Genomic DNA, 25,017 nt, shown 5'->3' on the forward strand with positions numbered 1-25,017 from the left:
CTATTCTCAAACCCATGAACGCTCCGGGCCGCCCCGCAGAGACCGTCACGCCCTACCGCTTCACGTATGACGACGTGCTGCGGATGGTCGAGGCAGGCATCCTTACGGAAGACGCGCACGTGGAGCTGATCGAGGGGGAACTGATCGCGGTGTCGCCGGAAAGCGTGCCTCACGTCCGCTGCCGGCGGTGGCTGACCCAGTTCTTTATCCGCCGCTTGGCCGAGGGCCAGTGGGAGGTCAATTCAGACGCTCCGGCCCGCCTCGATGACCTGACCGCGCCCGAGCCCGATCTCGCGATCTTCCCGAGCCGCCTGCACGACCGCGACGTGCGCGGCGTCGACATCGTGCTGGCGATCGAGGTTTCGGTTTCCAGTCAGGCCTTCGACCTGGGCCGCAAGGCCGAGCTCTACGCCCAGAGCGGGATCCGCGAATACTGGGTGGTCGATGCGCCCCGCCGCCGGATCGTCGTGCACCGCGAACCGTCGGCGGGCGGCTATCGCGCCGTGCAGGAGATCGGAGCGCGAGGATCGATCGCGCCGGCCGCCTTCCCGCATCTGGAGATCAACGTCACGGACTTGCCGCTCGACGACTGAACGTCAGCGCTTCCCGGCCTTGGCCTTGACCTTCTTGCGCCGTTTCACATCGACGTCGTCGGGCAGACCGTGGCGAGCCTCGATGTCCTTCTGCAGGGCCTTGGCGGCCATCAGGTGGCCGGGGAACAGGGTGTCGACCGCCCAGCCCAGCACCGGCACGGTGTCCGACAGGTTGTCGGCGGCCAGATAGGCAAGCATCCGCGCCATGGTCGCCGCGCCCGCCTTGGCCTGCACCGCGTGGAACATCAGCAACGCGCCCGCCCCCAGGCCATAGGCCAAGCCCGCGCCCGGCACCCAGGCCAGCACGCCGTCGAGGCCGATGCCGACGGGACCCAGACCGATCAGCCGGTCGGACAGCCGCTTGATGGTCTCGGCGTTGCGCCAGGCCTTGTGCGCCCGGCGCCGGTGGCCGGCGGGGCCTTCATCGATCACTTCGCCATGCAGGGCGGCTTCGTCGGTCATGTCGTCTCAACGCCTCGACGCAAGCTTGGTTGTCAGCCCAGGAACACCACCCGGCGCTTTTCCTTGCCCGAGCGGATGCGCTCGAGCAGGTCGCGATACTCGGCGGTGCCCTGCGCGTCCTTGCGCGAGCCCTCGAAATAGATGGTGTCGTCCATGTGCTTGATCAGCATGCCGCCGGCCCACTTCTGGCCGGTGAACAGGGTGTCGGCCACCGCGCCCAGGCCCGGCGGGCCCAGCGGCAGCAGGGCGTCGATCAGCAGCACGGCGGTCATCTGGATCAGCACCATGGGCGCGGCCCGGGCCCGCACGCCGTCGAACAGCAGCACCCCGCCCGCGCCCAGCGAGTAGAGCGAGCCCGCCCCGCCGAACCAGGCGAGAATGCCGTCCAGGCCGATGCCGACCGGCCCGACGCCGACGATGTTGTCGGACAGCTTGACCGTGCGTTCGACGCTGCCCCGGATGTTGTGCAGGTCGAGATGCGATTTGGCGAAGAACAACGGCCAGCCCCCCAGCGTAAGCGGGGGCAATCTGCCTCAAGGCCAGGCTTCCCGGAAGCCGGTTTCCCGCCAGAGGCGAAACTTCGCTCCACGACCTGCACGCGATCGGGGAGCCCCTCGCGGCGCTCGCCATTTATGCTTAACTATGCGCCATCGATCGAAGGACCGCCGCCGATGCTGATCTCGACCACCCCGTTCATCGAGGGCCGCCCGGTCCAGGAGTACAAGGGCGCGGTCTATTCCCAGGCGATCCTCGGCGCCAACGTGGTGCTCGACCTGCTGGCCTCGATCCGCGACTTCATCGGCGGACGCTCCAGTTCCTACGAGCGGGTGCTGGAACGGGCCCGCGAGGACGCCCTCAAGGGCCTGATCAAGGAAGCCCAGAAGGTCGGCGGCAACGCCATCCTGGCGGTCGACCTCGACTACAACACCGTCGGCCCCAACGGCCAGATGATGATGGTTTCGGTTTCCGGCACGGCGGTCGTCCTCTAAGTCCGGCAGGGTGAGCCCGCCCGTTCTCGACATCGCCGATCTGGCCGACCGCCTCGTCGCCGGCGAGCGCGCGGCCCTGGCCCGCGCCATCACCCTGGTCGAGAGCCGCCGCGCCGACCACCAGGCCGCCGCCCGCGACCTGCTGCAACGCCTGATGCCGCGCACAGGCAAGGCCCAGCGGGTCGGGATCACCGGCGTGCCCGGCGCGGGCAAGTCGACCACCATCGAGAGCCTGGGCTGCGCCCTGACCGCCGCCGGCCATCGCGTGGCGGTGCTGGCTGTCGATCCCTCGTCCGGCCGGCACGGCGGCTCGATCCTGGGCGACAAGACCCGGATGGAGCGGCTGAGCGTCGATCCGCACGCCTTCATCCGCCCCTCCCCGTCCGGCGGCGCGCTCGGGGGCGTCGCCCGCAAGACCCGCGAGGCCATGCTGCTGTGCGAGGCCGCCGGCTTCGACGTGGTGATCGTCGAGACCGTGGGCGTGGGCCAGTCCGAGACCGTCGTGGCCGACATGGTCGACATCTTCGTGGCCCTGCTGATCCCCGGCGGCGGCGACGAGCTGCAGGGCATCAAGAAGGGCCTGATCGAGCTGGCCGACCTCTTGGTGATCAACAAGGCCGACGCCGATCCGGCCAGGGCCGAGCGCTCGGCCCGCGACTATCGCAACGCCCTGCATATCCTGACGCCGGCCCATCGCGACTGGACGCCGCCGGTGCTTACCGTCTCGGGCCTGACCGGCGCGGGCCTCGACCTGCTGTGGGGCCAGGTCCAGCGCCATCGCGAGGTGATGACCGCCAACGGCGCCCGAGCCGCGCGCCGCGCCGACCAGGACGGCCGCTGGATGTGGGCGATGGTCAACGACCGCCTGGCCGAAGCCTTCCGCGCCGCCCCGTCCGTGGCGGCCCTGGTCGGAGAAACCGAAGCCGCCGTCCGCGCCGGCGACCTGCCGGCCTCGGCGGCGGCGGATCGGCTGCTGAAGGCGTTCGGACTGTAAAAACCCCTTCAGTCGCTTAGTTTATCCTTGGGCCGGCCTACGGCCGGACCCGGGGGCGACAGCTCCCCCAGAGGGGGAGCATCTGCTTAGCTAGATCCTCCCCCTCTGGGGGAGGTGGCCCAAAGGGCCGGAGGGGGCCTCTCCGCAGGAGAGGACCGAACGAAGGAAACCACCGCATGGCGCTGATCCTGCACGCCCACCCGCTCTCGTCGTTCTGCCACAAGGCGCTGATCGCCCTGTACGAGTTCGGCCTGCCCTTCGAGCAGCGCATGGTCGACTTCGGCGACCCGACCTCGGCGGCGGCGTTCCGGGCGCTGTGGCCGATGGCGAGGATGCCGGTGCTGGAGGACGCCGGGCGCGGCCGGGTCGTGCCCGAAAGCTCGATCCTGATCGAATATCTGCAGATCCATCATCCGGTCGCCGTGCGCCTGATCCCCGAGGATCCGGACGCCGCCCTGGACGTGCGCGCCAAGGACCGGTTCTTCGACCTGTCGGTGCACGTGCCGATGCAGAAGGTGGTGGCGGACCGCATCCGGCCGGCCGACGCCAAGGACCCGCACGGCCTGGCCGCGGCCCACGCCGACCTGGCCCGCGGCCTCGACATCGTCGAGCGCGAGATGGCCGGACGCACCTGGGTCGCCGGCGAGGCCTTCAGCCTGGCCGACTGCGCCGCCGCCCCGGCCCTGTTCTATGCCGACAAGATCGCGCCGCTGGCGGCCGACCGGCCCAACGCGGCGGCCTATCTGGAGCGGCTGAGGGCCCGTCCCTCCTATGCGCGGACGCTGGAGGAGGCCGGACCCTACCTGCACATGTTCCCGGAAGCCTAGGCCTCGGCTTCCCAGGCCAGGAATTCCGGCGTCTCCAGCAGGCGCTCGCAATAGGTCCCGGCCGCCCCGGCGTCGCCGTAGTCGGACAGATGGACGCCGTAGGTGCGGAAGCGGGTGGCGACCGGCGTGTAGAAGGCGTCGGCGATCGACCATTCGCCCAGCAGGAACGGCCCGCCCGAGCGCTTCAGGAGCTGGTTCCAGCGCTCGACGATCTTGCGGATGTCCTTCTGGGTCGCCTCGGAGAGGTCGGCGTGCTTGATGACGCCCAGGTCCATCGGGCACTCGCCGCGCAGCGACGAGAAGCCCGAATGCATTTCGGCCGCCGCGGCGCGGGCCAGGGCCCGCAGTTCCGGATCGGCCGGCCACAGCCCGGCCTCGGGGAATTTCTCGGCCAGGTATTCGCAGATCGCCAGCGAGTCCCAGACCGTCAGGTCGCCGTCCTTGAGCACCGGAATCAGCTTGCTGGGCGAGTGCTTGGCGATCTCGGCGTCGGTGACCTCGGCCTGGCGCAGCGGGATCAGCGTCTCCTTGAACGAGACGCCGGCGCGCTTGAGCACCAGCCAGGGGCGCAGCGACCAGGTCGACCACTTCTTGGTGCCGATGACGAGTTCCATGAGGGTCTCCTGTGCGATGCCGTCTGGCCTTCTCGCTTACCCCGCGTCTACAGTCGCCTCAACGATTAGAACAAATGTTCGAGGGAGAGAGTCCATGGCGGAGACGGCTGCCCCGTCGCCTTTGATCACCCCTGTGTCGAGCGGCTACCGTCGCTACGCCCTCTGGGTGCTGCTGATCATCTACACCCTGAACTTCCTCGACCGGCAGGTGGTCAACATCCTGGCCGAGCCGATCAAGCGCGACCTGGGCCTGGCCGACTGGCAGCTGGGCATGATGACGGGCCTGGCCTTCGCGATCTTCTACACCGTGCTGGGCATCCCGATCGCGCGGCTGGCCGAGCGCAGGAACCGGCCGCGGATCATCGCCGTCTCGATCCTGGCCTGGAGCGCCTTCACCCTGCTGTGCGGCCTGGCCCAGAACGTCTGGCAGCTGATCGCCGCCCGCATCGGGGTGGGCGTCGGCGAGGCCGGCTGCACCCCGCCGGCCCACTCGCTGATCACCGACTATGTGCCCAAGGAAAAGCGGGCCAGCGCCATCGCCTTCTATTCGATCGGCACGCCGCTGGGCACCCTGGCCGGCATGGCCATGGGCGGTCTGGTCGCCGACGCCTACGGCTGGCGCGTGGCCTTCATGATCGCCGGCGCGCCGGGCGTGGTCTTCGCCCTGATCGCGGCCTTCACCCTGGTCGAGCCCCGCAAGCGCCTGGTCCAGGACCTGGCCGCCCGCGCCGCCCAGCCGATCGGTTTCGGCGCGGCCCTGGCGGTGCTGATGGCCAAGAAGACCTTCTGGCTGGTGGCCTTCGCCGCCTCGGTGAAGGCCTTCGTCGGCTATGGCCAGGCGCCGTTCATCGCCTCGTACTTCTTCCGCGTCCACGGCGCCGACATCGCCGCCCTGGCCGCCCAGTTCGGCCTGAAGTCGGCCGGCTTCCTGGGGCTCTCGCTTGGTCTGATCGGCGGCACGGCCGGCGTCATCGGCGCCTGGCTGGGCGGACAGCTGGCCGACCGCCTGGGGGCCAAGGACGTGCGGGCCTACGTCACCGTGCCGGCCATCGCCTCGCTGGCGACCCTGCCGTTCTACATCGCCGTGGTCAGCCTCGACGCCGTGGGCGCGGCGATCCTGATCCTGGCCGTGCCGATGCTGCTGGGCACGCTGTGGTATGGACCGGTCTATGCGACCACCCAGAGCATCGTGCCGCCCGCCATGCGGGCCACGGCCTCGGCCGTGCTGCTGTTCGTGATCAACCTGATCGGCCTGGGCCTCGGCCCCGTCGCCGTCGGCGCGCTCAGCGACGTCCTGGCCGGACCGGTCGGCCTGGGCGAGGCGCAGGGCGTGCGCTGGGCGCTGATCGTCTCGACGATGTTCGGCCTTGTGGCCTTCGCCCTGTTCTGGGCGGCGCGGAAGACCATCCGCGAGGACATGGTGGGGTAATTCGAAATCCTCCCCCTCTGAGGGAGGTGTCGCGGAGCGACGGAGGGTGGCCGTTTTCTGCCGCCGCCGCGCCGGCCGCATCTTTTCACCGTAAAGTCCCCGCGAAAGCGTGGACCCAGGCTTTTGCTCCGTCCCGAGTTCGTCCCCAAACCCGCCTCCCTCGCCCCTGTGGCGAGGGCCCATGCCGGCGACCGCTCAGACCTAGGCCGTCCTCGACAGGTCTGAGCAGCTGAACGATGGATCCTGGGCACAAGGCCCAGGAAGGCGGTGTTGGGGGGCGAGGGACATTACGAGTAGGGGCCTGTCCCTCTTCCCGTAAAATCCCCGCGAAAGCGGGGACCCAGGTGTTTTATCGTCGAGCGCCGCGGGTGGCAGACAAAGCCTAGGTCCCCGCTTGCACGGGGATTTTACGGATTGGGGTGGGCGGGGCCTCCGACGTTTGAGAGACCCCTCATCCGACGGCTTCGCCGCCACCTTCTCCCGCAAGGGGAGAAGGATCGTTCAAGACCTCGGAAAGGCGTATGCGAACGGATAGCGGTCGGCGGGAACGTCGAGGTCCCAGCGCTCCAGGGCCCGCATCGAGCGGGCGTGGTTGAACTCGGCCAGGGAGATGACCTTGGCCGAACGGGCGGGCGTTTCCTGCTGGATCGGGCGGGCGGCTGGCATGAGGGACTTCCGACGCGGCGGCCGTTCGAGCGGCCTTGTGTAGCCCGAGTAGGCGCTCGCCTTCCTGAACGTCTGCGCCCCCGTTCGTTGTCTGGGGTTCATCCCCGCGCCGCAAAGCCGCCACCATTCCGAAGCTTCGAAAAGAGGGTGGCGCTCGCCCTGCCGTTGGGTCACAGTCGGCGCAAATAGAACAAACGTTTGAAGGGAGAGAGTCAGGATGGGCCAGGCGCGTGCGCCGGGCGGTGGGACACCGCTCTATTCCAAGGGTTACAAGGCCTCCGTGCTGGCGCTGCTGCTGGCGACCTACACCTTCAACTTCATCGACCGCACGATCATCGCCACCATCGGCCAGGCTATCAAGGTCGACCTGCACCTCACCGACACCCAGCTGGGCCTGCTGGGCGGGCTCTATTTCGCCCTGCTCTACACCATCCTCGGTATTCCGATCGCCCGCCTGGCCGAGCGCTGGAACCGGGTGTCGATCATCTCGATCTCGCTGGTCATCTGGTCGGGCTTCACCGCGCTTTGCGGCACGGCGGCCAGCTTCGCCCAGCTGGCGCTCTACCGCTTCGGGGTGGGGGTCGGCGAGGCCGGCTGCTCGCCGCCCAGCCACTCGCTGATCAGCGACTACTACGCCCCCAAGCAGCGGGCCTCGGCCCTGTCGATCTACAGCTTCGGCATTCCGCTGGGCACGATGTTCGGCGCGGTGGCCGGCGGCTGGCTGGCCCAGGAACTGAGCTGGCGGGCCGCCTTCGTCATCGTCGGCCTGCCGGGCATCCTGCTGGCCCTGCTGGTCAAGCTGGTGGTCAAGGAGCCGCCGCGCGGCCATTCCGACGTCGTCGAGACGCCGCTGGAGCCGGAGGCCGTGACGCCCGCGGAGCCCGCCAAGCCCGCCTTCTCGCTGGCCACGGAATTCTCCGAGCTTTGGGCCGTGACCAAGGTGCTGTTCGGCAAGTGGCCGGTGCTGCACATGGTGCTGGGGGTGACCATCGCCTCGTTCGGCTCCTACGGCTCGGGCGCGTTCGTGCCGCCCTATTTCGTCCGCGCCTTCGGGCTCGGCCTGGCGCAGGTCGGCCTGATCGTCGGGCTGATCGGCGGCTTCTCGGCCGGGGTCGGCACCCTGGTCGGCGGCTTCCTCAGCGACTGGGCCGGCAAGCGCAGCGCCAAGTGGTACGCCCTGACGCCGGCCATCGGCCTGATCGTCTGCACGCCGATCTACATCGCCGCCTACCTGCAGACCGACTGGCAGATGACCGCCCTGATCCTGCTGATCCCGGGCGTCTTCCACTACGTCTATCTCGCCCCGACCTTCGGGGTGGTGCAGAACTCGGTCGAGCCGCGCCGGCGGGCCACGGCCACGGCCCTGCTGTTCTTCTTCCTCAACCTGATCGCGCTTGGCGGCGGCCCGGTGTTCACCGGCTGGCTGATCGACCACCTGGCCGGCTTCCATTTCAACCATCCGCAGGCCGGCGGCATCTTCGCCGCCCTCTCCGGCATGTTCTCGCCCGGCGCCATCGACTTCGCCGGCGCCTGCCCCGGCGGCGTCGCGCCAAAGGGCGCGCCGATCGAGGTCGCCAAGGCCTGCGGCGCGGCCATGGCCCGCGCCACCCAGCAGGGGATCATCGTCTCGCTGTGCTTCTACGCCTGGGCCGGCGTGCACTACGCCCTGGCGGCGATCGGCATGGTCAAGCACATGAAGTCGCGGGCGGGGACGTGAATGTCACACGAACGTCGTTGACCACGCCGGGGCGAGCGGAGGATAGATTGCTCCACCTCTGGTAAGGGCGGCTTTCAGGAGCTCCGACATGGCGACGCTGACCGGGACCAACGACGCCGACGTCCTGACCGGGACCGGCGAGAACGACGCCATCGACGGCCTGGGCGGCGCCGACACCCTGAAGGGCGCCCTGGGCGTCGACGTCCTCCACGGAGGCGACGGCGACGACGCCCTCGACAGCGGCGCCAAGACCCCGACCGGCCGCACCGACATTCTCGGCTCGGCCTATATCGGCGACGCCGGCGGCAACCAGCTGTTCGGCGAGGCGGGGAACGACGCCCTCGACGGCGGGCGCGGCGACCTGCTGGACGGCGGCGCGGGCGACGACGTGATCACCGCCTACGCCAACGTCTGGTCGCAGGGCCAGGGCGGCGTGACCATCCTGGGCGGCGACGGAAACGACCGGATCACCGCCTCCTACGAGATCTACGGCGCGATCGACGCCGGGGCGGGCGACGACGTCATCAACCTGTCGGTCCGCTACCTCGCCGGCTGGTCGGCGAGCGTCGCGAGCACGACCGTGACCACCGGCGCGGGCGCCGACACCATCGCTCTGGTCGCCGGCGGCCCCAGCCTTGGCCTCAGCACGCGCCCGGCGACGATCACGGTGACCGACTTCACCGTCGGCGGCGCCGAGCACGACAGCCTGACCGTGATCGGCGGCGGCAACCTGTTCCTCGGCGGCATGGCCTACTTCCTCGGCCAGATGGGGACAGACACGGCGGTGTTCGTGCTCGGCAACACCTTCCAGGGCACGACGCCCTACCTCCTGCTCAAGAACGTGGACGCCGCGAGCCTGACCGCCGCCAACTTCGCCGGCTACGCGCCGGGGCCGATCTGGACGGTCGGCTCGACGGCGGGCGACGCCCTGACCGGAACCGCCGGCGTCGAACACCTGCTCGGCTACGACGGCGACGACGTGATCACCGGCGGCGGCGGCGGCGACGCCCTGATGGGCGGGACCGGGGCCGACACCTTCGTCTACCTGGCCGCGTCCGACTCCAACGCCGCGGCCTACGACATGCTGCACGACTTCCAGACCGGCACCGACCGGCTGGACCTGACCGCCCTGGCCCCCTCGAACGTCAGCATCCTCAGCTACAACGGCGGGACCTTCGTGTTCGGCGGTTCGGGCGCGGAGACCTTCGAGATCGCCTCGACCAGGACCATCGCCGGCGCCGACATCCTGGGCCTGACCGGCGGCGTCTACGTGGCGGGCGACGAGAACTCCAACACCCTGACCGGCAGCCAGAACCAGGACACCATCGTCGGAGGCGGCGGCGGCGACATCATCACCGGCGGCGGCGGCGCGGACGCCCTCTACGGCGGCGCGGGGGCCGACTGGTTCATGTACCTCGGCGCGGGCGACTCCACGAACGCCGGCCTCGACATCATCCACGACTTCGAGACGGGCGTGGACAGGCTCTCGCTCTATGCCCTCAACGCCGGCAGCGTCAGCATCGTCCGTTCGGGCGGCGGGACCTTCGTCTCGGGCGTATCGGGCGGCTCGACCTTCGTCATCGGCTCGACCCAGGACATCAACGCCAGCGACCTGTCCTATGTCGGCGGCGTCTACATGCTGGGCGACCAGGGCGCCGACCTCCTGATCGGCGGATCCGAGCGCGACAGCATCGTGGGCGGGGCCGGCGACGACGTGATCGTGGGCGGCCAGGGCGCCGACGCCCTCTATGGCGGAACCGGCGCCGACATCTTCCGCTACAAGGCGCTGACGGAGTCGGCGGTCAGCACCGCCGACTTCATCCACGACTTCCAGAGCGGGGTCGACAGGATCGACCTGTCGGCGATCCACACCTCGGCCAGCGACGCCTATGGCTGGATCATCCAGGACGGCGCGACCTTCCTGTTCGTCGACAAGGGCGGCGACGGGGTCAACGAGATGCTGATCCAGATCATCTCGCCGACCTTCCAGGCCTCCGACATCGTCTGGTGACGACGCCCGTCTCCATCGCCCCGCGGCCCCTCCCCCGTTTCCCGGAGGAGCAAGGCCGAGCCTAAGTAATAAGCCGCTTCCCTTGACTCCGCGGCCTCACGCGACGAAACCCCCGGCCCATGATCAGCCGCTACGCCCGCCCCGAAGCCGCCGCCATCTGGTCCAGCCAGACCAAGTACAAGATCTGGTTCGAGATCGAGGCCCATGCCGCCGACGCCATGGCCGAACTGGGGGTCATCCCCAAGCTCGCCGCCGAGACGATCTGGGAAAAAGGCCGCGACGCGGTCTGGGACAGCGACCGCATCGACGAGATCGAACGCGTCACCAAGCATGACGTCATCGCCTTCCTGACCCACGTGTCGGAAATCGTCGGCCCCGAGGCCCGCTTCCTGCACCAGGGCATGACCAGCTCGGACGTGCTGGACACCTGCTTCGCCGTGCAGCTGTCGCGCGCCACCGACCTGCTGCTGGACGGCGTCGACCTGGTGCTGGCCGCCCTGAAGCGCCGCGCCCTGGAACACAAGCTGACCGTCTGCGTCGGCCGCAGCCACGGCATCCACGCCGAGCCGATCACCTTCGGCCTGAAGCTGGCCGGCTACTACGCCGAGTTCCAGCGCGCCAAGGAGCGCCTGGCGATGGCCAAGTTCGAGATCGCCACCTGCGCGATCTCGGGCGCCGTCGGCACCTTCGCCAATGTCGATCCGCGCGTCGAACAGCACGTGGCCGACAAGATGGGCCTGGCCGTCGAGCCGGTCTCGACCCAGGTGATCCCGCGCGACCGTCACGCCGCCTATTTCGCCGCCCTGGGCGTCGTGGCCTCGTCGATCGAGCGCCTGGCCACCGAGATCCGCCACCTGCAGCGCACCGAGGTGCTGGAGGCCGAAGAGCCGTTCGATCCGGGCCAGAAGGGCTCGTCGGCCATGCCGCACAAGCGTAACCCGATCCTGACCGAGAACCTGACGGGCCTGGCCCGCCTGGTCCGCTCGGCCGTGGTGCCGGCCATGGAGAACGTCGCCCTCTGGCACGAGCGCGACATCAGCCACTCGTCGGTCGAGCGCGGCATCGGTCCGGACGCCACCATCCACCTCGACTTCGCCCTGCGCCGCCTGGCGGGCGTGATCGAGCGCTTCAACATCTATCCCGACAACATGGCCAAGAACCTCGACAAGCTCGGGGGCCTGGTGTTCTCGCAGCGGGTCATGCTGGCCCTGACGCACAAGGACGTGTCGCGTGAAGACGCCTATGCCGCCGTGCAGGGCAACGCCATGAAGGTGTGGCGCGGCGAGGGCCGCTTCATCGACTTCCTCAAGGCCGACCCGGTGGTCTCCAAGGCCCTGACCGACGCCGAACTCGAGGAGCTGTTCGACTTCGGCTACCACACCAAGAACGTCGACGTGATCTTCAAGCGCGTCTTCGGCGAACAGGCCTGAACCGCTTGAGCGAGCCGCCGATCCTTCGTCTGAACCCGGCGCTGGATCCGGCGGCCTTCGCGGTCGCCTATGCTCGCGACGGCGTGGTGCGGATCCCGGGGATCTTCGAGCCGGCCACGGCCGACGTCCTGGCCGGCATGCTCGAGCAGGGCATGAACTGGGACGTCGTCCTGTCCACCGAGACCGGCAAGGCCGAGGTGCTGGACCGGGCGACGATCCAGAAGCTGGGCGCGGCCGGGGTCGGCGAGAAGCTGAAGGCCGCCACCCTGCGGGCCCGCAACGGCTTTGCTTACGTCTATCTCGGCTATCCGATGATCAACGCCTACCTGACGGGCCGCGACAAGGGTCACCCGATCCACGACCTGACCGACTTCCTCAACAGCCCCGAGATGATCGCCTTCGGGGCGGCGGTGACCGGCGAGAGCGGGATCACCAAGCTCGACGCCCAGGCGACGCTGTACCGTCCCGGCGACTTTCTCACGCGCCACGACGACACCGGCGAGGGCGACCGGCGAGCGGCCTACACCATCAGCCTGACGCGCGAATGGCGCAGCGACTGGGGCGGCCAGCTGCTGTTCCACGACGCCGAGGGCGACATCGAGCGCGGCTTCGCCCCGGCCTTCAACGTCATGACCATCTTCAAGGTGCCCCGGCAGCACTCGGTGGCCCCCGTCGCGCCCTATGCCGGCGCGCCGCGGCTGATGGTGACCGGCTGGCTGAAGGACAGCCCGCCGTCGGGCACGCCGCGGGCGCAATGACCATGGAGGCGGGACGCAAACGCGGCTTCCCGCCGGTGGTGAACCCCGATGTGCGCCTGCTTGTGCTGGGCAGCCTGCCCGGCGACGCCTCGCTGGCGGCGGCGCAGTACTACGGCCACCCCCGCAACGGTTTCTGGCGGCTGATCGGCGCGGTCATCGACCGCGACCTCGTTCCCCTGCCCTACGACGAGCGCCTGGCGGCCCTGCTGGCGGCGGGCGTGGGCCTGTGGGACGTGCATGCCGAGGCGGTGCGCCCTGGCAGCCTGGACGCGGCGATCAAGGACGCGGCGAACAACGACCTGCTGGGCCTGATCGCGACCTTGCCGCGCCTGCGGGCCGTGGCCTTCAACGGCGGCGCGGCGGCCAAGGCGGGGACGCGGCTGCTGGCGGGCTCGGGCCTGGCCCTGGCGCCCCTGCCCTCGTCGAGCCCGGCCCATGCGGCCCTGGGATTCGAGGCCAAGCGCGAGGCGTGGCTGGAGCTTAGGGCGTGGCTTGCTCCTCCCCCGTGAAACGGGGGAGGTGGCGCGCTGCGGATACGCAGCGTGACGGAGGGGGCGAGTGACAAAGCTCTGCGCCCGGTCTCGCCCCCTCCACCGCTTCGCGGTCCCCCTCCCCCGCACGCGGGGGAGGAGAAAGAGGCCTCAGCCGACGTTCTTCACCGGCACGTTGTCGACGTGGGTGTTGAGGTAGTCGAAGCCGCCGTGGCCGTTCCAGCTCTTATCGACCACGAGGCCGGCGCGGAACTGCACCAGGAACGCGCCGATGGCGGGCGGCGGCACGCTGGCCACGAACTGGCCGTGCAGGGCGACCAGCAGCTGATCCTGGCCGAGGCCGGTGTGGTAGATGTTGCCCTGCACCGGGAAGCGATGCTGGCCGCCGATGATCGCCTGGTTGATCTCGGCGATGCCGCTGACATGGCCCGAAGGCGCGTCGACGGTCAGGGCCAGGCTGACGATCGGGGCGCCGGGCGTGCCGACGTTACCGACCACGAGCTTGACCAGATAAAGCCCGACCGGGCTGATTTCGGTGGTTTGGGAGTGCAGGTTGCCGACGTCGTCAGCCATGTGTCGTCCTCCGGGTTAGCGGGACGGTCGCTTGGTCGCCGCCCCGTCTTTCGACGATGCGCCTGACGGGCGAATTCATCGCCCGATAAAGCCTGAGGACGATCTCAGATTTTCAACAACCTTAAGGTGCGCGTTTTCACAGAGCGGCGATAGCGACCAAAAGAAAAGGCCCGGCCGGTGCGAACCGGGCCGGGCCTCTTCATTTTTCCGCCCTGGAAGGCGGCTTGGCCTATTCGCCCGAGCGGATCTGCTCGCGGGCGAAGGCCAGCAGCTCGGCCATCTTCATCCGGACCTCGCCTTCGGACACGGCCACGCCCGAGCCCTTCAGGTCCTCGAAGACCTTGCGGACCACGTCGTCGTCGCCCGGCTGTTCGAAGTCGGACTTCACCACCGCGCGGGCGTATTCCTCGACCGTGGCCAGGCCCATCAGGCCGGCGGCCCATTCGCCGACCAGGCGGTTGCGGCGAGCGGTGGCCTTGAACTCCAGCTCCTGGTCGTTCGCGAACTTGCGTTCGAAAGCCTGCTCGCGGTCGTCGAAGGTCGTCATGAAAGCCCCAAGTTTTCTGAAACGCCCCCGCCGATGGGTTGCAACCCAGAGCGGTATAGCGGCGATCCAGTGTAAGAGAGTAGATCGGTTTCGTCCCGTGCGAACATAGGGTGTCCGCGAGGCGAAGTAGTTCTTGTGGCGGCTCCATATCCCGTGGCGAGGCGGGGGGCAATCGCCCGCGACGCCGCAGGGCGAAGGTTTACCACGATGGCAGGCCACGTTTGCGCCAAAGGCCGCGTTCGAGTAGGTTCCAACAGACATTTTTCAGTGAGCGGCCTTGAGTCGAACGCCGCGCGCAGCTATCCGCCGCGCGCGCTTTTCGTTTCTCCAGGAGTCCTTACCGGGCTAGGGCGGCGCGCTTATTCGCAGGAAGGGCCTCGACGAGAGCCATGACCCGTCGCAAGAAGATTTACGAAGGCAAGGCCAAGATCCTGTACGAGGGCCCCGAGCCCGGCACGCTGATCCAGTACTTCAAGGACGACGCCACCGCCTTCAACGGCGAGAAGAAGGCCCAGCTGGAAGGCAAGGGCGTAATCAACAACCGCATCAGCGAGTACATCATGACTCGCTTGAACGCGATCGGCGTGCAGAACCACTTCATCCGCCGCCTGAACCTGCGCGAGCAGCTGATCAAGGAAGTCGAGATCGTTCCGCTGGAAGTCGTCGTGCGCAACATCGCCGCCGGCTCGATCGCCACGCGCCTGGGCCTGACCGAAGGCCAGCCGCTGCCGCGCTCGATCATCGAGTTCTACTACAAGGAAGACAAGCTCAACGACCCGATGGTGTCGGAAGAGCACATCACCGCGTTCAACTGGGCCGCCACCCAGGAGATCGACGACATGATGGCCATGGCCCTGCGGGTGAACGACTACCTGTCGGGCCTGTTCAGCGGCGTCGGCATCACGCTGGTGGACTTCAAGATCGAGTTCGGCCGCATCTACGAGGGCGACTTCTCGCGGATCATCCTGGCCGACGAGATCAGCCCCGACAGCTGCCGCCTATGGGACGCCGCCACCAACGAGAAGCTGGACAAGGACCGCTTCCGTCGCGACCTCGGCAACGTCATCGAGAGCTATACCGAAGTGGCCCGCCGCCTCGGCATCATGAAGGAAATGCCCACCGTCATCCAAGGCGGCGTGCACTAAGTCAGTCAGGACGCCTCCCTGACGGGAGGCGTCGCGGCGCCGTGCGCCGCTGGGGAGATTTTGCGTTGAAAGCCACCGTCCACGTGTTCCTGAAGCCCGGCGTGCTCGACGTCCAAGGCAAGGCCGTCGAGAACGCCCTGCACGGCCTGGGCTGGCCGTCGGTGAAGGAAGCCCGCGTCGGCCGCGTCATCGAGTTCGATCTCGACGCCACGGACGCCGAGGCCGCCAAGACCGAGGTCAAGGCCATGTGCGAGAAGCTGCTGGCCAACACGGTCATCGAAAGCTACCGCATCGACATCGCCTAGGGGCGGACCGTGGGAGAGGCCAGCCTCCATCCCACCCGCCAGCGGATGCTCGACGTCTTCGGCGCCGAGCGTCTGCACGACTTCCGGGGGCCGGCCTGGACGCGGATCGAACTGATCCCCGACGCCGCGGCCCCCGATCCCCTCCCCCCGGCCTTCAGCCCGTCGGCGCGCCTGCTGCGTGAACTGGACACGGCCCGCGCCGTGGCCGGGGCGATGTTCGGCCGCGCCGAGCGCGTGACCCTGGAGCTGGGCTGGGGCTCGCACGACAAGCCGCCCTTCAAGCGCCTGGCGCACCTGGGCTACGACCTGGCGCGCAAGCCCGACTGGCGCCTGCGGCCCGATCCCGACAACGCCCCCGACTGGTGGTGGAACCTCGCCTATGTGGAGCTGGCGCCCACGGCCGACGCCCTGGCGCCGTTCCTGCTGGCGGCGGTCGGCGGCTTCCAGAAGCGCGGCCTGATCAACCTGTCGGTCGGCGTCGTCGATTTCGAGGCCGGCCTGGCGCTGGAATTCTACGACGCCAAGGGCATGACCCCGCTGGCCGCCACGCCCGAGCGGCTGGCCCCGACCTACTGGCGGTTCCGCGACTGGACGCGCGACGTCGAGCGCGAACGCTGCGACGCCCTGTTCGCCCCCTGGCGCGAGACCGGGCCGAAGCTGAGCCTGGTGTAGCGCCCTACACCTTCGCCGAGGCCCAGGGGCCGGAAATGGCCACCGTGATCCCCGGGTTCTGGATGTTGACGAACAGCGTGGTCCCGTCGGGCGAGAAGCAGGCGCCGGCCAGTTCGGAATTGCCCGGGAAGACGTTGCGGCCCAGCGTGTAGACCTTGCCCTCCGGCGTCACGCCGCGCAGGTGGTTGCGCAGGGTCTCCGAATATCGGTCCTCGCAGACGATGACGTGGCCCCACGGGGCGACCACCAGGTTGTCGGCGTAGTCGAGCACCCGGCCGTTGCCGCTTTCCACGAAGAGCTGCAGGCGGCCCGGCTGGTCGGCCTCGCCCGCCTGGCCCTCAAGGGCGCTGGGCACGTAGCGGAACAGTTGGCCCGCCCCGATCGGCCCGCCCGAGGTGCAGGCGAAATAGAGCTCGCCGTGACCGAAATAGAGCCCTTCGCCCCGGCAGAAGATCGCCGCGCCCGCCTTGTGGCCCCGGCGGCGGATGTCGTCGTGCGGGTTGTCGACGCCGTCGAGATCGATCCAGCGCACGGTCTTCCAGCTGCGCGGCGGATACGACTTCTCGACCTGGTTGCGGGTGTCGCCGCCTTCGGGGGCCTCGACCAGTCCAAGGGCTTGCAAGCGGCCGCCCGCCGCCAGGTTGCGACGGTCGTTGGGCAAGAAGCGGTAGAACAGGCCGTCGGCCACGTCCTCGGTCATGTAGACCACGCCGGTGCGCGGATCGATGCAGGCGGCCTCGTGCTGGAAGCGGCCCATGGCGGTCAGCGCCACCGGCTCGACCAGGCCGAGATGGGCGCTGGGCACCTCGAAGACGTAGCCGTGGCTCTTGCCCACCTCGAGGCCGGCGTCGAGCGTCGTCTCCTCGCAGCTCAGCCAAGAGCCCCACGGCGTGACGCCGCCGCAGCAGTTGATGATCGTGCCGGCCAGACTCAGGTGCTGGCGCTCGGTCTGGCCGGTCCGCAGATTGTAAAGCTGGGTGGTCGTGCCGCCGGCCAGCGGCAGGTCGCCGTTGTGGAAGTCCCAGACCTTGCTGCGGTCCACCTTGTCGACGTAGCGCATGCCCAGGCCGTAGGGGCCGTAGTCGTGGTCGGTCACCGAAAGCTCGTGGTTGCGCACCAGCAGCACCCGGTCGGCGTCGACGCCGAAGCAGCCCATGCCGTCGCCCTTGCCCGGCACCAGCAGGCCGTCGCTCATCGTCTCGCCGACCTGGGCAATGACGCGGTAGCGGAAGCCCTTGGGCAGGTCGAGCATGCCCTTGGGATCGGGGATCAGCGGGCCGTAGCCCTCGACTTCGTTGAGATAGGTCTCCAGTTCCGGCGCCTCGTCCTGGGCGCGCGCGGAAAAGCCGGAGAAGGCCAGGCTGGTGGCGGCCGCGCCGAGGAAGAGCCTGCGGGAAAGAGCCATGGGAACCACCTCGTCGAGTCCGCGAACGGACTGTCTTTCATGTTTCGATGACGCCGCCGCGACGGCGGGTCGGCCTTTGGGGGCCTTGGAGATCGGCCCGCCGGACGGGAGGCGTCCGGCGGGCCTGGTTCCAGGCGTCGGGGGAACGACGACGCCTGAAAGGGCGGGTCTCTAGAAGGTCTTCTTCAGGGTCAGCAGGGTCGTGCGGCCCGAGTCGACCACGTCCGACAGGGCCAGGCTGTGCTCGCCGATGTGCGACCAGTAGCTGTAGTCCTTCAGCAGGTTGGCCACCGACAGATCGACCTTGAAGCCGTTGTCGAAGGCGTAGCCGACGTGCAGGTCGACGCTGCGCAGCGGACGGACCCACAGGTTGTCCCACTGGCCGGCCTGGTCGAGCACGTCGTACGAGGCCAGGTACGCGCCGGTGTAGTGGTAGATCAGGTCCACGCTGAAGCCGCCGCGCTGGTAGAACAGCTGGGCGTCGGCCAGCCAGTCGGGGGCGTTCTGGATGCGGTTGTCGATCCCGTCGCCCAGGTCGACGCTGGTCCATTGCCGGGTCACGTTCACGCCCGCGCCGAGGCCGCTGAGCAGGCCCGGCAGTTCGGTGAACTTCTGGCGCAGCTGCAGTTCCAGGCCGTAGACGTCGCCGTCGCCGCCGTTGGTCGGCTGGCTGATGGTGGTCTTGCCCTCGGTGTACGTGTCGGAGTTCACCGAGCTGGAGCCGTTGTCGTACATGTAGTTCGACAGGCGCTTGTAGAAGGCGCCGACCATGGCGTAGCCGCCCTTGCCGCTGCTCCACTCGCCCGACAGGTCCAGGTTGATGGCGCGGATCGGCTTCAGGTCGGGATTGCCGCGGGAGATCGTGACGTTGCCGTCGTCGCCGACCTGGCGACGCTCGCCACCGGCCAGCTGGACGAAGGCCGGGCGGGTGTAGGACGTCCAGATCGAGCCGCGATAGACGCTCGCGTCGCTGGGCCGCCAGGTGACGAACACGCTGGGCAGCACCTCGTTGTACTCGGTGCTGTTGAAGCCCCACGAGCCGGTCTGCTCGCCGGCGCTGGTGGTCGGGATCACCCAGTAGGTGTTGTCGATCTTGGTGTGCTCGTAACGCAGGCCCGGAACCACCTCGACGTCGCCGAAGCTGTAGTTGGCCATGGCGTAGACCGAGGCCACCGCCTCGTCGCCCTTCTGGGTGTTGCAGTTCATGTTGTTGACGAAGTTCGACCCGCAGGTGTCGAAGCTGGCGGCCGTCTTGTACTTGTAGAAGTACTCCACCAGCTTGTCGTGGTTCACCTTCGGCGCGCGCCAGGTGTACTCGCCCGGGAACACCTGGTCGTAGTAGCTGGTGGCGATGCCCAGGCTGGCCCAGGTGACGCCGGCCTGGCCCAGCAGGTTGGCGAAGTGGTCGTTGGTCCAGTCGCGGTTGGTCACGCGGCGGTGGCTGTCGACGTACTTGCCGCCCAGCTTGATCCACTGCAGCGCCCCGCCCTCGAACACCCGCTTGGCGTCGAACTTGAAGCCGTACTTCTCCTGGCCGCTGTACTGCTCGGTCAGCTGGCCGGCGCGACGCGCCAGCAGGGCGGTGTTGGCGTTGTTGAGGTCGTCATAGGCGGCCTGGGTGAACAGCGGCCGCGGCAGGTCGTCGGAATAACCCATCGACAGGCCGCCGAAGGCGCGGTTCGAGCCGCTGTTGTAGCGGTCGCTCTGGTTGATGCGGACCGAGGCCTCGATGTGGTCGGGACGGTCGTTGTCGCCTTCGCTGTAGAAGACCTGCGGCGACAGGGTCCAGGCGCCCAGGATCTTGTCCAGGCCCAGCTGCACCGTGCCGAGATCGGCCTCTTCCGGGTTGGTCTCGTACCAGACGCGGGTCGAGATCGCGTCGACGCTGAGATTGTAGCGGCCGCTGCCGGCGACGGTTTCCTTGTAGCTCTTGGTGGCGCTGACGAACTGGCTGAGCGTGGAGTTCTGCTCGGTCTTGGCGAAGGCGTAGGAGCTGCGCAGATAGGCCTTCAGCGTGTCGTCCGGACGCCATTCCAGCGTGAAGTTGCCGCCCCAGCGCTCGGTGTAGCCGTTGGAGACGCCGACGTTCAGGCCGGTCTGGGTGATGTTCTTCTCGGGATCCAGGCCCGGATAGCTGTTGCCGGCCGCGTCCTTGACCAGATAGCCCCAGCCGCCGTCGTTGGTGGCGGCCATGACGCCGGCCATCTCGCTGTTGGCGTAGCTGCGCTTGTCGTAGAAGGCGCTGGCGTAGACGCCGAAGCTCTGGTCGGGACCGAAGCGGTGGGCCCACTCGGCCGACAGGCCGCCGCCCAGGCCTTCGTCGCCATAGTCGCGGGCGCGGCTCTCGACGCGGCCCGAGGCGGTCACCGAACCGTTGAAGTCGTCGCGGAAGTCGAAGGCCGAAGGCGTGCGGAAGTCGACCGTGCCGCCGATGGCGTCGCCGTCCATGTCGGCGGTCGAGGTCTTGTTGAGCACGATGGTGTGCAGGCCCGACGGCGGCAGCAGGGAGAGCTGCACCTGGCGGCTGTAGGGCATGCCCTGGGCCACGGTGACGCCGTTGATCATGTTGACGTTGAACTCGGCGTTCAGGCCGCGGATCGAGACGAACATGCCCTCGCCGCGCGAGGCGCCGTCGATGCCGCCGAAGAACGACGAGCCGGTGTTCATGACGTTGACGCTGGGCATCATGCCCAGGGCCTCGGCCACGTTGTGCACGGCCGTGTGCTCCAGGTCCTCGGCCGACAGCACCGAGACGGCCGTGGCGGACTTCAGCTGGGCCTGGGCGGCGTCGTTGCGGTTGGCGATGATGACCACCGAGTCGATCTCGGTGGGATCGGCGGCGGCGGTCTCGGCGGCTTGCGCTTGGGCGCCGGCGGCCACGGCCGCGCCCAGGACGGCGCTGGCCAGCAGGGCGCGCTTGAAGCGGCGCGGCGCGGCAAGGCGCGAAAGGTTGAAACGTTGCATGAGGCCCCTCTCGAAGTCGCATCGGGCGACGGGGGCCTAGTACGGGGGTCGCAACAAGATTCTGTGACGATTCTGCGGAAAATTCACAAAACGCAAAGCGCAGACACATCAATCTCACATTTATCTCGCACAAATCCCACGAACCCAACATAATCCCTCTCAATCGTCGGATCGAAGGAAGCCGGGCTTGAAACGCGAAGACCGCCAGCGCGAGATCCTGAGCAAGCTGCGCCCGGGCGAAAGCCGGGCCCTGGTCCAGATCGCCCACGAACTGGAGGTCTCCGAAGAGACCATCCGCCGCGAGCTGCGGGTGCTGGAGGCCCAGGGCTCGGTGGTCTGGACGCACGGATCGGTGCGCCTGGCCGCCGCCACGGCCGAGGGACCGTTCGACCGCCGCCTGCAGGAGAACGTCGCCGAGAAGACCCGCATCGCCGAGGCGGCGGCCCGCTTCGTCGGCGACGGCGACACCATCTTCATCGACGCCGGCACCACCGCCTGCTTCGTGGCCAGGGTGCTGGCCGGCGTGCGCCGCGACCTGACGGTGATCACCAACTCGCTGACCGTGGCCCAGACCCTGGGCGGCCGCAACGGCAACACCCTGTTCCTGGCCGGCGGCGAGCTGGACTACGACTACAAGGCCTTTTCCGACCACGCGGCCCAGGCCTATCTGGCCCAGTTCACCCCGCACCTGGCCATCCTCACCGTCAGCGCCATCCATGCCGATCACGGCCTGATGGACCGCCACGCCCGCGAGGCCGCCATGAGCCGCATCGCCTATGGCTGCGCCGACCGGGTGCTGCTGGCCGCCGACCACACCAAGTTCGGGCGCCTGGGCCTGATCCGCACCGCCAGCGCCGACGATGTCGACATCCTGGTCACCGACGAGCCGCTCGACGAGGCCTATGCCGCGATGTTCGCCGGCTCGACCGTGGTGGTGGCCTAATGCGCATGCTGCCCATCGCCGCCTTGCTGCTGGCGCTGCTGCCCGCCGCCGTGCAGGCGGGCGAGCTGCGGGTGATGAGCTACAACATCCGCTACGACAATCCCGACGACGTTCCCGACTGGCGCGCCCGGCGCGGGCCGATGGGCGACCAGATCCGCCGCGTCGCGCCCGACGTTCTGGGCGTGCAGGAGGCCCTTCTGCCGATGGTCGACGACCTGGCCCGCGCCCTGCCCGGCTACGACCACTACGGCGTCGGCCGCGACGACGGGGCGACGGCGGGCGAGAGCACGACGGTGTTCTGGCGCGCCGACCGCTTCGAGAAGGTCTCGGCCCAGACCCAATGGTGCTCGCCGACGCCGGACGTTCCGGGCAAGGCCTATGACGCGGCCCTGCCGCGCACCTTCACCCGCCTGGTGCTGCGCGACCGCCAGAGCGGCGCGCTGCTGGACGTGCGCAACGCCCATCTCGACCACCGCGGCCCGACCTCCCGCGAGCGCTGCGCCGCCCAGATCCGCGACCTGCCGGCCTGGCCCGGCGCGATGCTGGTGACGCTGGGCGACTTCAACAGCGGCCCCACCGAAGCCCCGCACCGGCTGCTGACCGCGCCGGGCGCCCCCTATGTCGACGCCCGCGCCGCCAGCCCGACCGTTTCGGGACCCGAAGGCACGTTCAACGACTTTTCGCCCAGCCCGCCGCCCGCGCCGCCGATCGACTTCGTCTTCGCCGACCGCCGGCTGGCGGTGCGAAGCTTCGCCACCCTGGCCGAGACCGCCTCGGGAAAGGTGATCTCGGACCACTTCCCCGTCGTCGCCGACCTGGTCGCACACTGACGCTCCGCACAGCCGCCCCTTGGGGGGACAACCCAGGATGTTTCGGCTATGACTGCGGCGTGACCCGCCCGAACACCCTTGCGAGATGGCTTGCGCGCGACGCCTTCATGGCGCTCGCGGTGCTGGCGATCGTGCTGAAGGTGCTGATCCCGGCGGGCTTCATGCCCAATGCCGAGCCGCGTAACGGCCTGCCCTTCGCCCTGGTGCTCTGCACCGCCGGCGGGGCCAAGACCGTCTCGCCCGGCGAGCTGATGGACACGCGCTCCAGCGACCAGCAGCACGATCAAGGCGACGGCAAGCAACAGCATCACGACGGCCCCTGCCCGTTCGCCGCCCAGGGTCCCGCCGCGCCGCCGGTCGAGATCGCCCTGGCCGCCGAGACGCTGATCGCCGCCGAAACCCAGGCGCCCACGGCGCTGGCCCGCACCGTCGTTCCCGGCCGGGGCCTGGCCGCCCCGCCGCCGCCGGCCACCGGCCCCCCGTCCCTGCTGATCTGATCCGGCCGCCCTCGGCCGGCTGAACGCCCGCGCGTCCCTGGCGACGCGCGCAGATCATCACGGCCGCCGTGCGCGGCCGAAGGACGAACAAACCACCATGAAGTCCCTTTTGCTGGCGTCCGCCGCCATGCTCGCCGTCGCGCCCGCCGCCTTCGCCGCAGACGCTGTTTCCGCCCCCGTCGACGCGGACACCGACGTCTCGTCGGTCATCGTCACCGCCCGTCCCAATCCCGAGGAGCCCGCCGTGGTGGCCGCCGCCCGCCGGCGCCTGTCCGAGACTCCCGGCGCGGTGTCGGTGATCTCCCAGGAATCCTTCGCCTCCCGCCAGTCGCTGGCGCTGGACGACGTGCTGCGCGACGCCCCCGGGGTCTACGCCCAGCGCAAATGGGGCGGCGACATCCGCATCTCGATCCGCGGCTCGGGGATCGGCAACGCCAGCCACAACCGCGGCCTGCTGCTGGCCCAGGACGGCGTGCCGCTGAACGAGGCCGACGGCTATGGCGACAGCCAGGTCGCCGACCCGCTCAACACCCGCTACGCCGAGGTCTATCGCGGCGGCAACGCCCTGCGCTTCGGCGGCGCCCTGCTGGGCGGGGCGATCAACATGGTCACCCCCACCGGCAAGGACGCCGGCTACGGCGCCCAGGTCCGCATCGACGGCGGCTCCTACGGCCTGATCCGCGAGCACGTCGCCCTGGCCCGCCAGTCCGGCGACTGGGACGTCTACGCCGCCGCCACCAACCAGACCGCCCAGGGCTGGCGCTCGCAGAGCCAGCAGAACATCCAGTTCGGCAGCCTGAACGTCGGGCGATCGTTCGGCGAGGACCGCGAGGTGCGGTTCATCCTCAACGGCTCGAACGTCAACCAGGAGATCCCCGGCGCCCTGACCCTGGCCCAGTTCCAGGCCAATCCGCGCCAGACCGCCGCCGCCAGCGCCGCCGCCGACCAGGGCCGCAACCAGCGCGGCCTGCGCGGCTCGCTGCGCACCAGCTGGCGGCTGAACGAGCAACTGGTGTTCGAGGGCGCGGTCTATGCGGTGTGGAAGGACCTCGACCACCCGATCTTCCAGGTCATCGACCAACAGAGCCGCAACTACGGGGCCTTCGGCCGCTTCGACTGGGACGGCCAGCTGGGCGGCCTGCGCACCGACGCCTTCTTCGGCGCCTGGTACCGCCAGGGCGACATGGACTCCAACTTCTACGTCAACAATCGCGGGGCTCGGGGCGCGCCGACCTCGCGCACCCAGCAGAACGCCAAGGCCATGGACCTGTTCGGCGAGGGCCGCCTGTTCGTGACCGAGCAGCTGGCCCTGGTCGGCGGCGCCAGCTGGGGCCGGGCCGAGCGCGACTATGTCAGCTTCGCCGTGCCGGGCGTCTCGACGACCTTCAACCTGACCGCCGACAAGACCTATGACTGGTTCTCGCCGCGCGTCGGCCTGCTGTGGCAGAATTCGGCCGGCGACCAGGTGTTCGCCAACGTCACCCGCTCGGTCGAACCGCCGAACTTCAGCTCCATGAGCCCGACCAACGCCGGCTTCACCCCCGTGCAGGCGCAGGAGGCCTGGACCGGCGAGGTCGGGACGCGCGGCCATCGCGGCCCGCTGACCTACGACCTTACCTTCTATCGCGCGAACCTGAAGCACGAGATGCTGCAGTACACGGTCAGCAGCACCATCCCGGCCACGACCTTCAACGCCGACAAGACCATCCACCAGGGGATCGAGGCGGCGCTGGACTGGGCCGTGGCCCCGCGCTGGCGCATCCGCCAGACTTGGACCTGGTCGGACTTCCGCTTCGACGGCGACGCCCAGTACGGCGACAACCGCCTGCCGATCGTGCCCGAGCACTTCTATCGCGCCGAGGTGCGCTACGACGGTCCCGGCGGCTGGTTCGTGGCCCCGTCGGTCGAGTGGTCGGCGAGCGACCAGTGGATCGACTACAAGAACACCAAGGCCGCCCCGGCCTACGCGATCCTCAACCTCAACGCCGGCTGGAAGGCGACCGACAAGGTCTCGCTGTTCCTCGACGCCCGGAACCTGACCGACAAGGCCTATGTCTCCAACACCCAGGCCGCCACGGTGTGGACCGCCTCGAGCGCGGTGCTGTGGCCCGGCGACGGCCGCTCGGTCTATGGCGGCGTGACGGTGGCGTTCTGA

General features: G+C 69.1%; 25 protein-coding genes. 17 read left to right on the plus strand and 8 right to left on the minus strand.

Annotation, left to right across the window (positions count from 1 at the left end; genetic code table 11):
* The first annotated feature begins 14 nt into the window (after positions 1-14).
* Positions 15-593, plus strand: a complete 579-nt coding sequence (locus AC07N1_RS10265) for a Uma2 family endonuclease (protein ID WP_494671710.1) — start codon at positions 15-17, stop codon at positions 591-593.
* Positions 594-596: 3 nt separating this feature from the next.
* Here AC07N1_RS10265 and AC07N1_RS10270 read toward each other — a convergent pair whose 3' ends face one another.
* Positions 597-1,055: a DUF4112 domain-containing protein gene (locus tag AC07N1_RS10270; RefSeq protein ID WP_494671711.1), complete on the minus strand. Its 459-nt coding sequence runs from the start codon at positions 1,053-1,055 to the stop codon at positions 597-599.
* Between the two features lie 32 nt (positions 1,056-1,087).
* Positions 1,088-1,552 (minus strand): DUF4112 domain-containing protein, encoded by a 465-nt coding sequence (locus tag AC07N1_RS10275; protein WP_101712668.1) that lies wholly within the window; start codon positions 1,550-1,552, stop codon positions 1,088-1,090.
* Between the two features lie 174 nt (positions 1,553-1,726).
* On the opposite strand from AC07N1_RS10275, the gene AC07N1_RS10280 reads away from it, so the two are divergent.
* The 3 genes from AC07N1_RS10280 (at position 1,727) to AC07N1_RS10290 (ending at position 3,865) form a co-directional block, all read left to right on the plus strand.
* Positions 1,727-2,044, plus strand: a complete 318-nt coding sequence (locus tag AC07N1_RS10280) for a heavy metal-binding domain-containing protein (protein WP_494671712.1) — start codon at positions 1,727-1,729, stop codon at positions 2,042-2,044.
* Positions 2,045-2,054: 10 nt separating this feature from the next.
* Positions 2,055-3,038: a methylmalonyl Co-A mutase-associated GTPase MeaB gene (gene meaB / locus AC07N1_RS10285; RefSeq protein ID WP_494671713.1), complete on the plus strand. Its 984-nt coding sequence runs from the start codon at positions 2,055-2,057 to the stop codon at positions 3,036-3,038.
* 176 nt (positions 3,039-3,214) lie between these two features.
* Complete coding sequence (locus tag AC07N1_RS10290; protein WP_494671714.1) at positions 3,215-3,865, plus strand: glutathione S-transferase family protein; 651 nt, start codon at positions 3,215-3,217, stop codon at positions 3,863-3,865.
* Here the strand turns inward: AC07N1_RS10290 and AC07N1_RS10295 are convergent.
* A complete protein-coding gene (locus AC07N1_RS10295) occupies positions 3,862-4,479 on the minus strand; it encodes a glutathione S-transferase family protein (protein WP_494671715.1) in 618 nt (205 codons plus the stop codon). The two genes, AC07N1_RS10290 and AC07N1_RS10295, sit on opposite strands and share 4 nt — an antisense overlap.
* A gap of 94 nt (positions 4,480-4,573) precedes the next feature.
* Between AC07N1_RS10295 and AC07N1_RS10300 the strand changes: the two genes are divergently transcribed.
* The gene (locus AC07N1_RS10300) at positions 4,574-5,908 is read left to right on the plus strand and encodes a spinster family MFS transporter (RefSeq protein ID WP_494671716.1); all 1,335 of its coding nucleotides are present in this window, start codon (positions 4,574-4,576) and stop codon (positions 5,906-5,908) included.
* A 501-nt stretch (positions 5,909-6,409) separates the two neighbouring features.
* On the opposite strand, the gene AC07N1_RS10305 is transcribed toward AC07N1_RS10300, so the two are convergent.
* Positions 6,410-6,574, minus strand: coding sequence for a hypothetical protein (locus tag AC07N1_RS10305; RefSeq protein ID WP_494671717.1), 165 nt, complete (start codon positions 6,572-6,574; stop codon positions 6,410-6,412).
* A 217-nt stretch (positions 6,575-6,791) separates the two neighbouring features.
* Here AC07N1_RS10305 and AC07N1_RS10310 point away from each other — a divergent pair, with 217 nt between their 5' ends.
* The 5 genes from AC07N1_RS10310 (at position 6,792) to AC07N1_RS10330 (ending at position 12,999) form a co-directional block, all read left to right on the plus strand.
* Positions 6,792-8,291 carry a spinster family MFS transporter gene (locus AC07N1_RS10310; protein ID WP_494671718.1) on the plus strand — a complete coding sequence of 500 codons (1,500 nt, stop codon included), beginning with the start codon at positions 6,792-6,794 and terminating at the stop codon, positions 8,289-8,291.
* A gap of 88 nt (positions 8,292-8,379) precedes the next feature.
* Positions 8,380-10,302 carry a M10 family metallopeptidase C-terminal domain-containing protein gene (locus tag AC07N1_RS10315; protein ID WP_494671719.1) on the plus strand — a complete coding sequence of 641 codons (1,923 nt, stop codon included), beginning with the start codon at positions 8,380-8,382 and terminating at the stop codon, positions 10,300-10,302.
* A 119-nt stretch (positions 10,303-10,421) separates the two neighbouring features.
* Positions 10,422-11,732, plus strand: a complete 1,311-nt coding sequence (gene purB / locus AC07N1_RS10320; RefSeq protein ID WP_494671720.1) for an adenylosuccinate lyase — start codon at positions 10,422-10,424, stop codon at positions 11,730-11,732.
* A 5-nt stretch (positions 11,733-11,737) separates the two neighbouring features.
* The gene (locus AC07N1_RS10325) at positions 11,738-12,490 is read left to right on the plus strand and encodes a 2OG-Fe(II) oxygenase (protein WP_494671721.1); all 753 of its coding nucleotides are present in this window, start codon (positions 11,738-11,740) and stop codon (positions 12,488-12,490) included.
* A 2-nt stretch (positions 12,491-12,492) separates the two neighbouring features.
* Positions 12,493-12,999, plus strand: a complete 507-nt coding sequence (locus AC07N1_RS10330) for a DNA-deoxyinosine glycosylase (protein ID WP_494671722.1) — start codon at positions 12,493-12,495, stop codon at positions 12,997-12,999.
* Positions 13,000-13,131: 132 nt separating this feature from the next.
* Here AC07N1_RS10330 and AC07N1_RS10335 read toward each other — a convergent pair whose 3' ends face one another.
* Together AC07N1_RS10335 and AC07N1_RS10340 are read right to left on the minus strand one after the other, a co-directional pair.
* On the minus strand, positions 13,132-13,554 hold the full coding sequence (locus AC07N1_RS10335; RefSeq protein ID WP_487287836.1) for a DUF1842 domain-containing protein: 423 nt from the start codon (positions 13,552-13,554) through the stop codon (positions 13,132-13,134).
* Positions 13,555-13,783: 229 nt separating this feature from the next.
* Entirely contained in the window at positions 13,784-14,101 is a 318-nt protein-coding gene (locus AC07N1_RS10340) for a DUF1476 domain-containing protein (protein ID WP_110121474.1), read from the minus strand.
* Positions 14,102-14,490: 389 nt separating this feature from the next.
* On the opposite strand from AC07N1_RS10340, the gene purC reads away from it, so the two are divergent.
* The 3 genes from purC to AC07N1_RS10355 all read left to right on the plus strand — a co-directional run bounded on the left by purC (position 14,491) and on the right by AC07N1_RS10355 (position 16,223).
* Entirely contained in the window at positions 14,491-15,246 is a 756-nt protein-coding gene (purC, locus tag AC07N1_RS10345; protein WP_109454828.1) for a phosphoribosylaminoimidazolesuccinocarboxamide synthase, read from the plus strand.
* 65 nt (positions 15,247-15,311) lie between these two features.
* Complete coding sequence (purS, locus tag AC07N1_RS10350; RefSeq protein ID WP_494671723.1) at positions 15,312-15,551, plus strand: phosphoribosylformylglycinamidine synthase subunit PurS; 240 nt, start codon at positions 15,312-15,314, stop codon at positions 15,549-15,551.
* A 9-nt stretch (positions 15,552-15,560) separates the two neighbouring features.
* Entirely contained in the window at positions 15,561-16,223 is a 663-nt protein-coding gene (locus AC07N1_RS10355) for a DUF3885 domain-containing protein (RefSeq protein ID WP_494671724.1), read from the plus strand.
* A 4-nt stretch (positions 16,224-16,227) separates the two neighbouring features.
* Here the strand turns inward: AC07N1_RS10355 and AC07N1_RS10360 are convergent, their stop codons facing one another.
* Positions 16,228-17,628, minus strand: coding sequence for an alkaline phosphatase PhoX (locus tag AC07N1_RS10360; RefSeq protein ID WP_494671725.1), 1,401 nt, complete (start codon positions 17,626-17,628; stop codon positions 16,228-16,230).
* 171 nt (positions 17,629-17,799) lie between these two features.
* On the minus strand, positions 17,800-20,592 hold the full coding sequence (locus AC07N1_RS10365) for a TonB-dependent receptor (protein WP_494671726.1): 2,793 nt from the start codon (positions 20,590-20,592) through the stop codon (positions 17,800-17,802).
* Between the two features lie 187 nt (positions 20,593-20,779).
* Between AC07N1_RS10365 and AC07N1_RS10370 the strand changes: the two genes are divergently transcribed.
* The 4 genes from AC07N1_RS10370 to AC07N1_RS10385 all read left to right on the plus strand — a co-directional run bounded on the left by AC07N1_RS10370 (position 20,780) and on the right by AC07N1_RS10385 (position 25,017).
* Positions 20,780-21,535: a DeoR/GlpR family DNA-binding transcription regulator gene (locus tag AC07N1_RS10370; protein WP_494671727.1), complete on the plus strand. Its 756-nt coding sequence runs from the start codon at positions 20,780-20,782 to the stop codon at positions 21,533-21,535.
* Positions 21,535-22,365 (plus strand): endonuclease/exonuclease/phosphatase family protein, encoded by an 831-nt coding sequence (locus AC07N1_RS10375; RefSeq protein ID WP_494671728.1) that lies wholly within the window; start codon positions 21,535-21,537, stop codon positions 22,363-22,365. The genes AC07N1_RS10370 and AC07N1_RS10375 overlap by 1 nt, the downstream gene beginning before the upstream one ends.
* A gap of 107 nt (positions 22,366-22,472) precedes the next feature.
* Positions 22,473-22,862: a DUF2946 family protein gene (locus tag AC07N1_RS10380; protein WP_494671729.1), complete on the plus strand. Its 390-nt coding sequence runs from the start codon at positions 22,473-22,475 to the stop codon at positions 22,860-22,862.
* 97 nt (positions 22,863-22,959) lie between these two features.
* Positions 22,960-25,017 (plus strand): TonB-dependent receptor family protein, encoded by a 2,058-nt coding sequence (locus AC07N1_RS10385; RefSeq protein ID WP_494671730.1) that lies wholly within the window; start codon positions 22,960-22,962, stop codon positions 25,015-25,017.

This window comes from Caulobacter sp. GW821-FHT09B11, assembly GCF_059418205.1.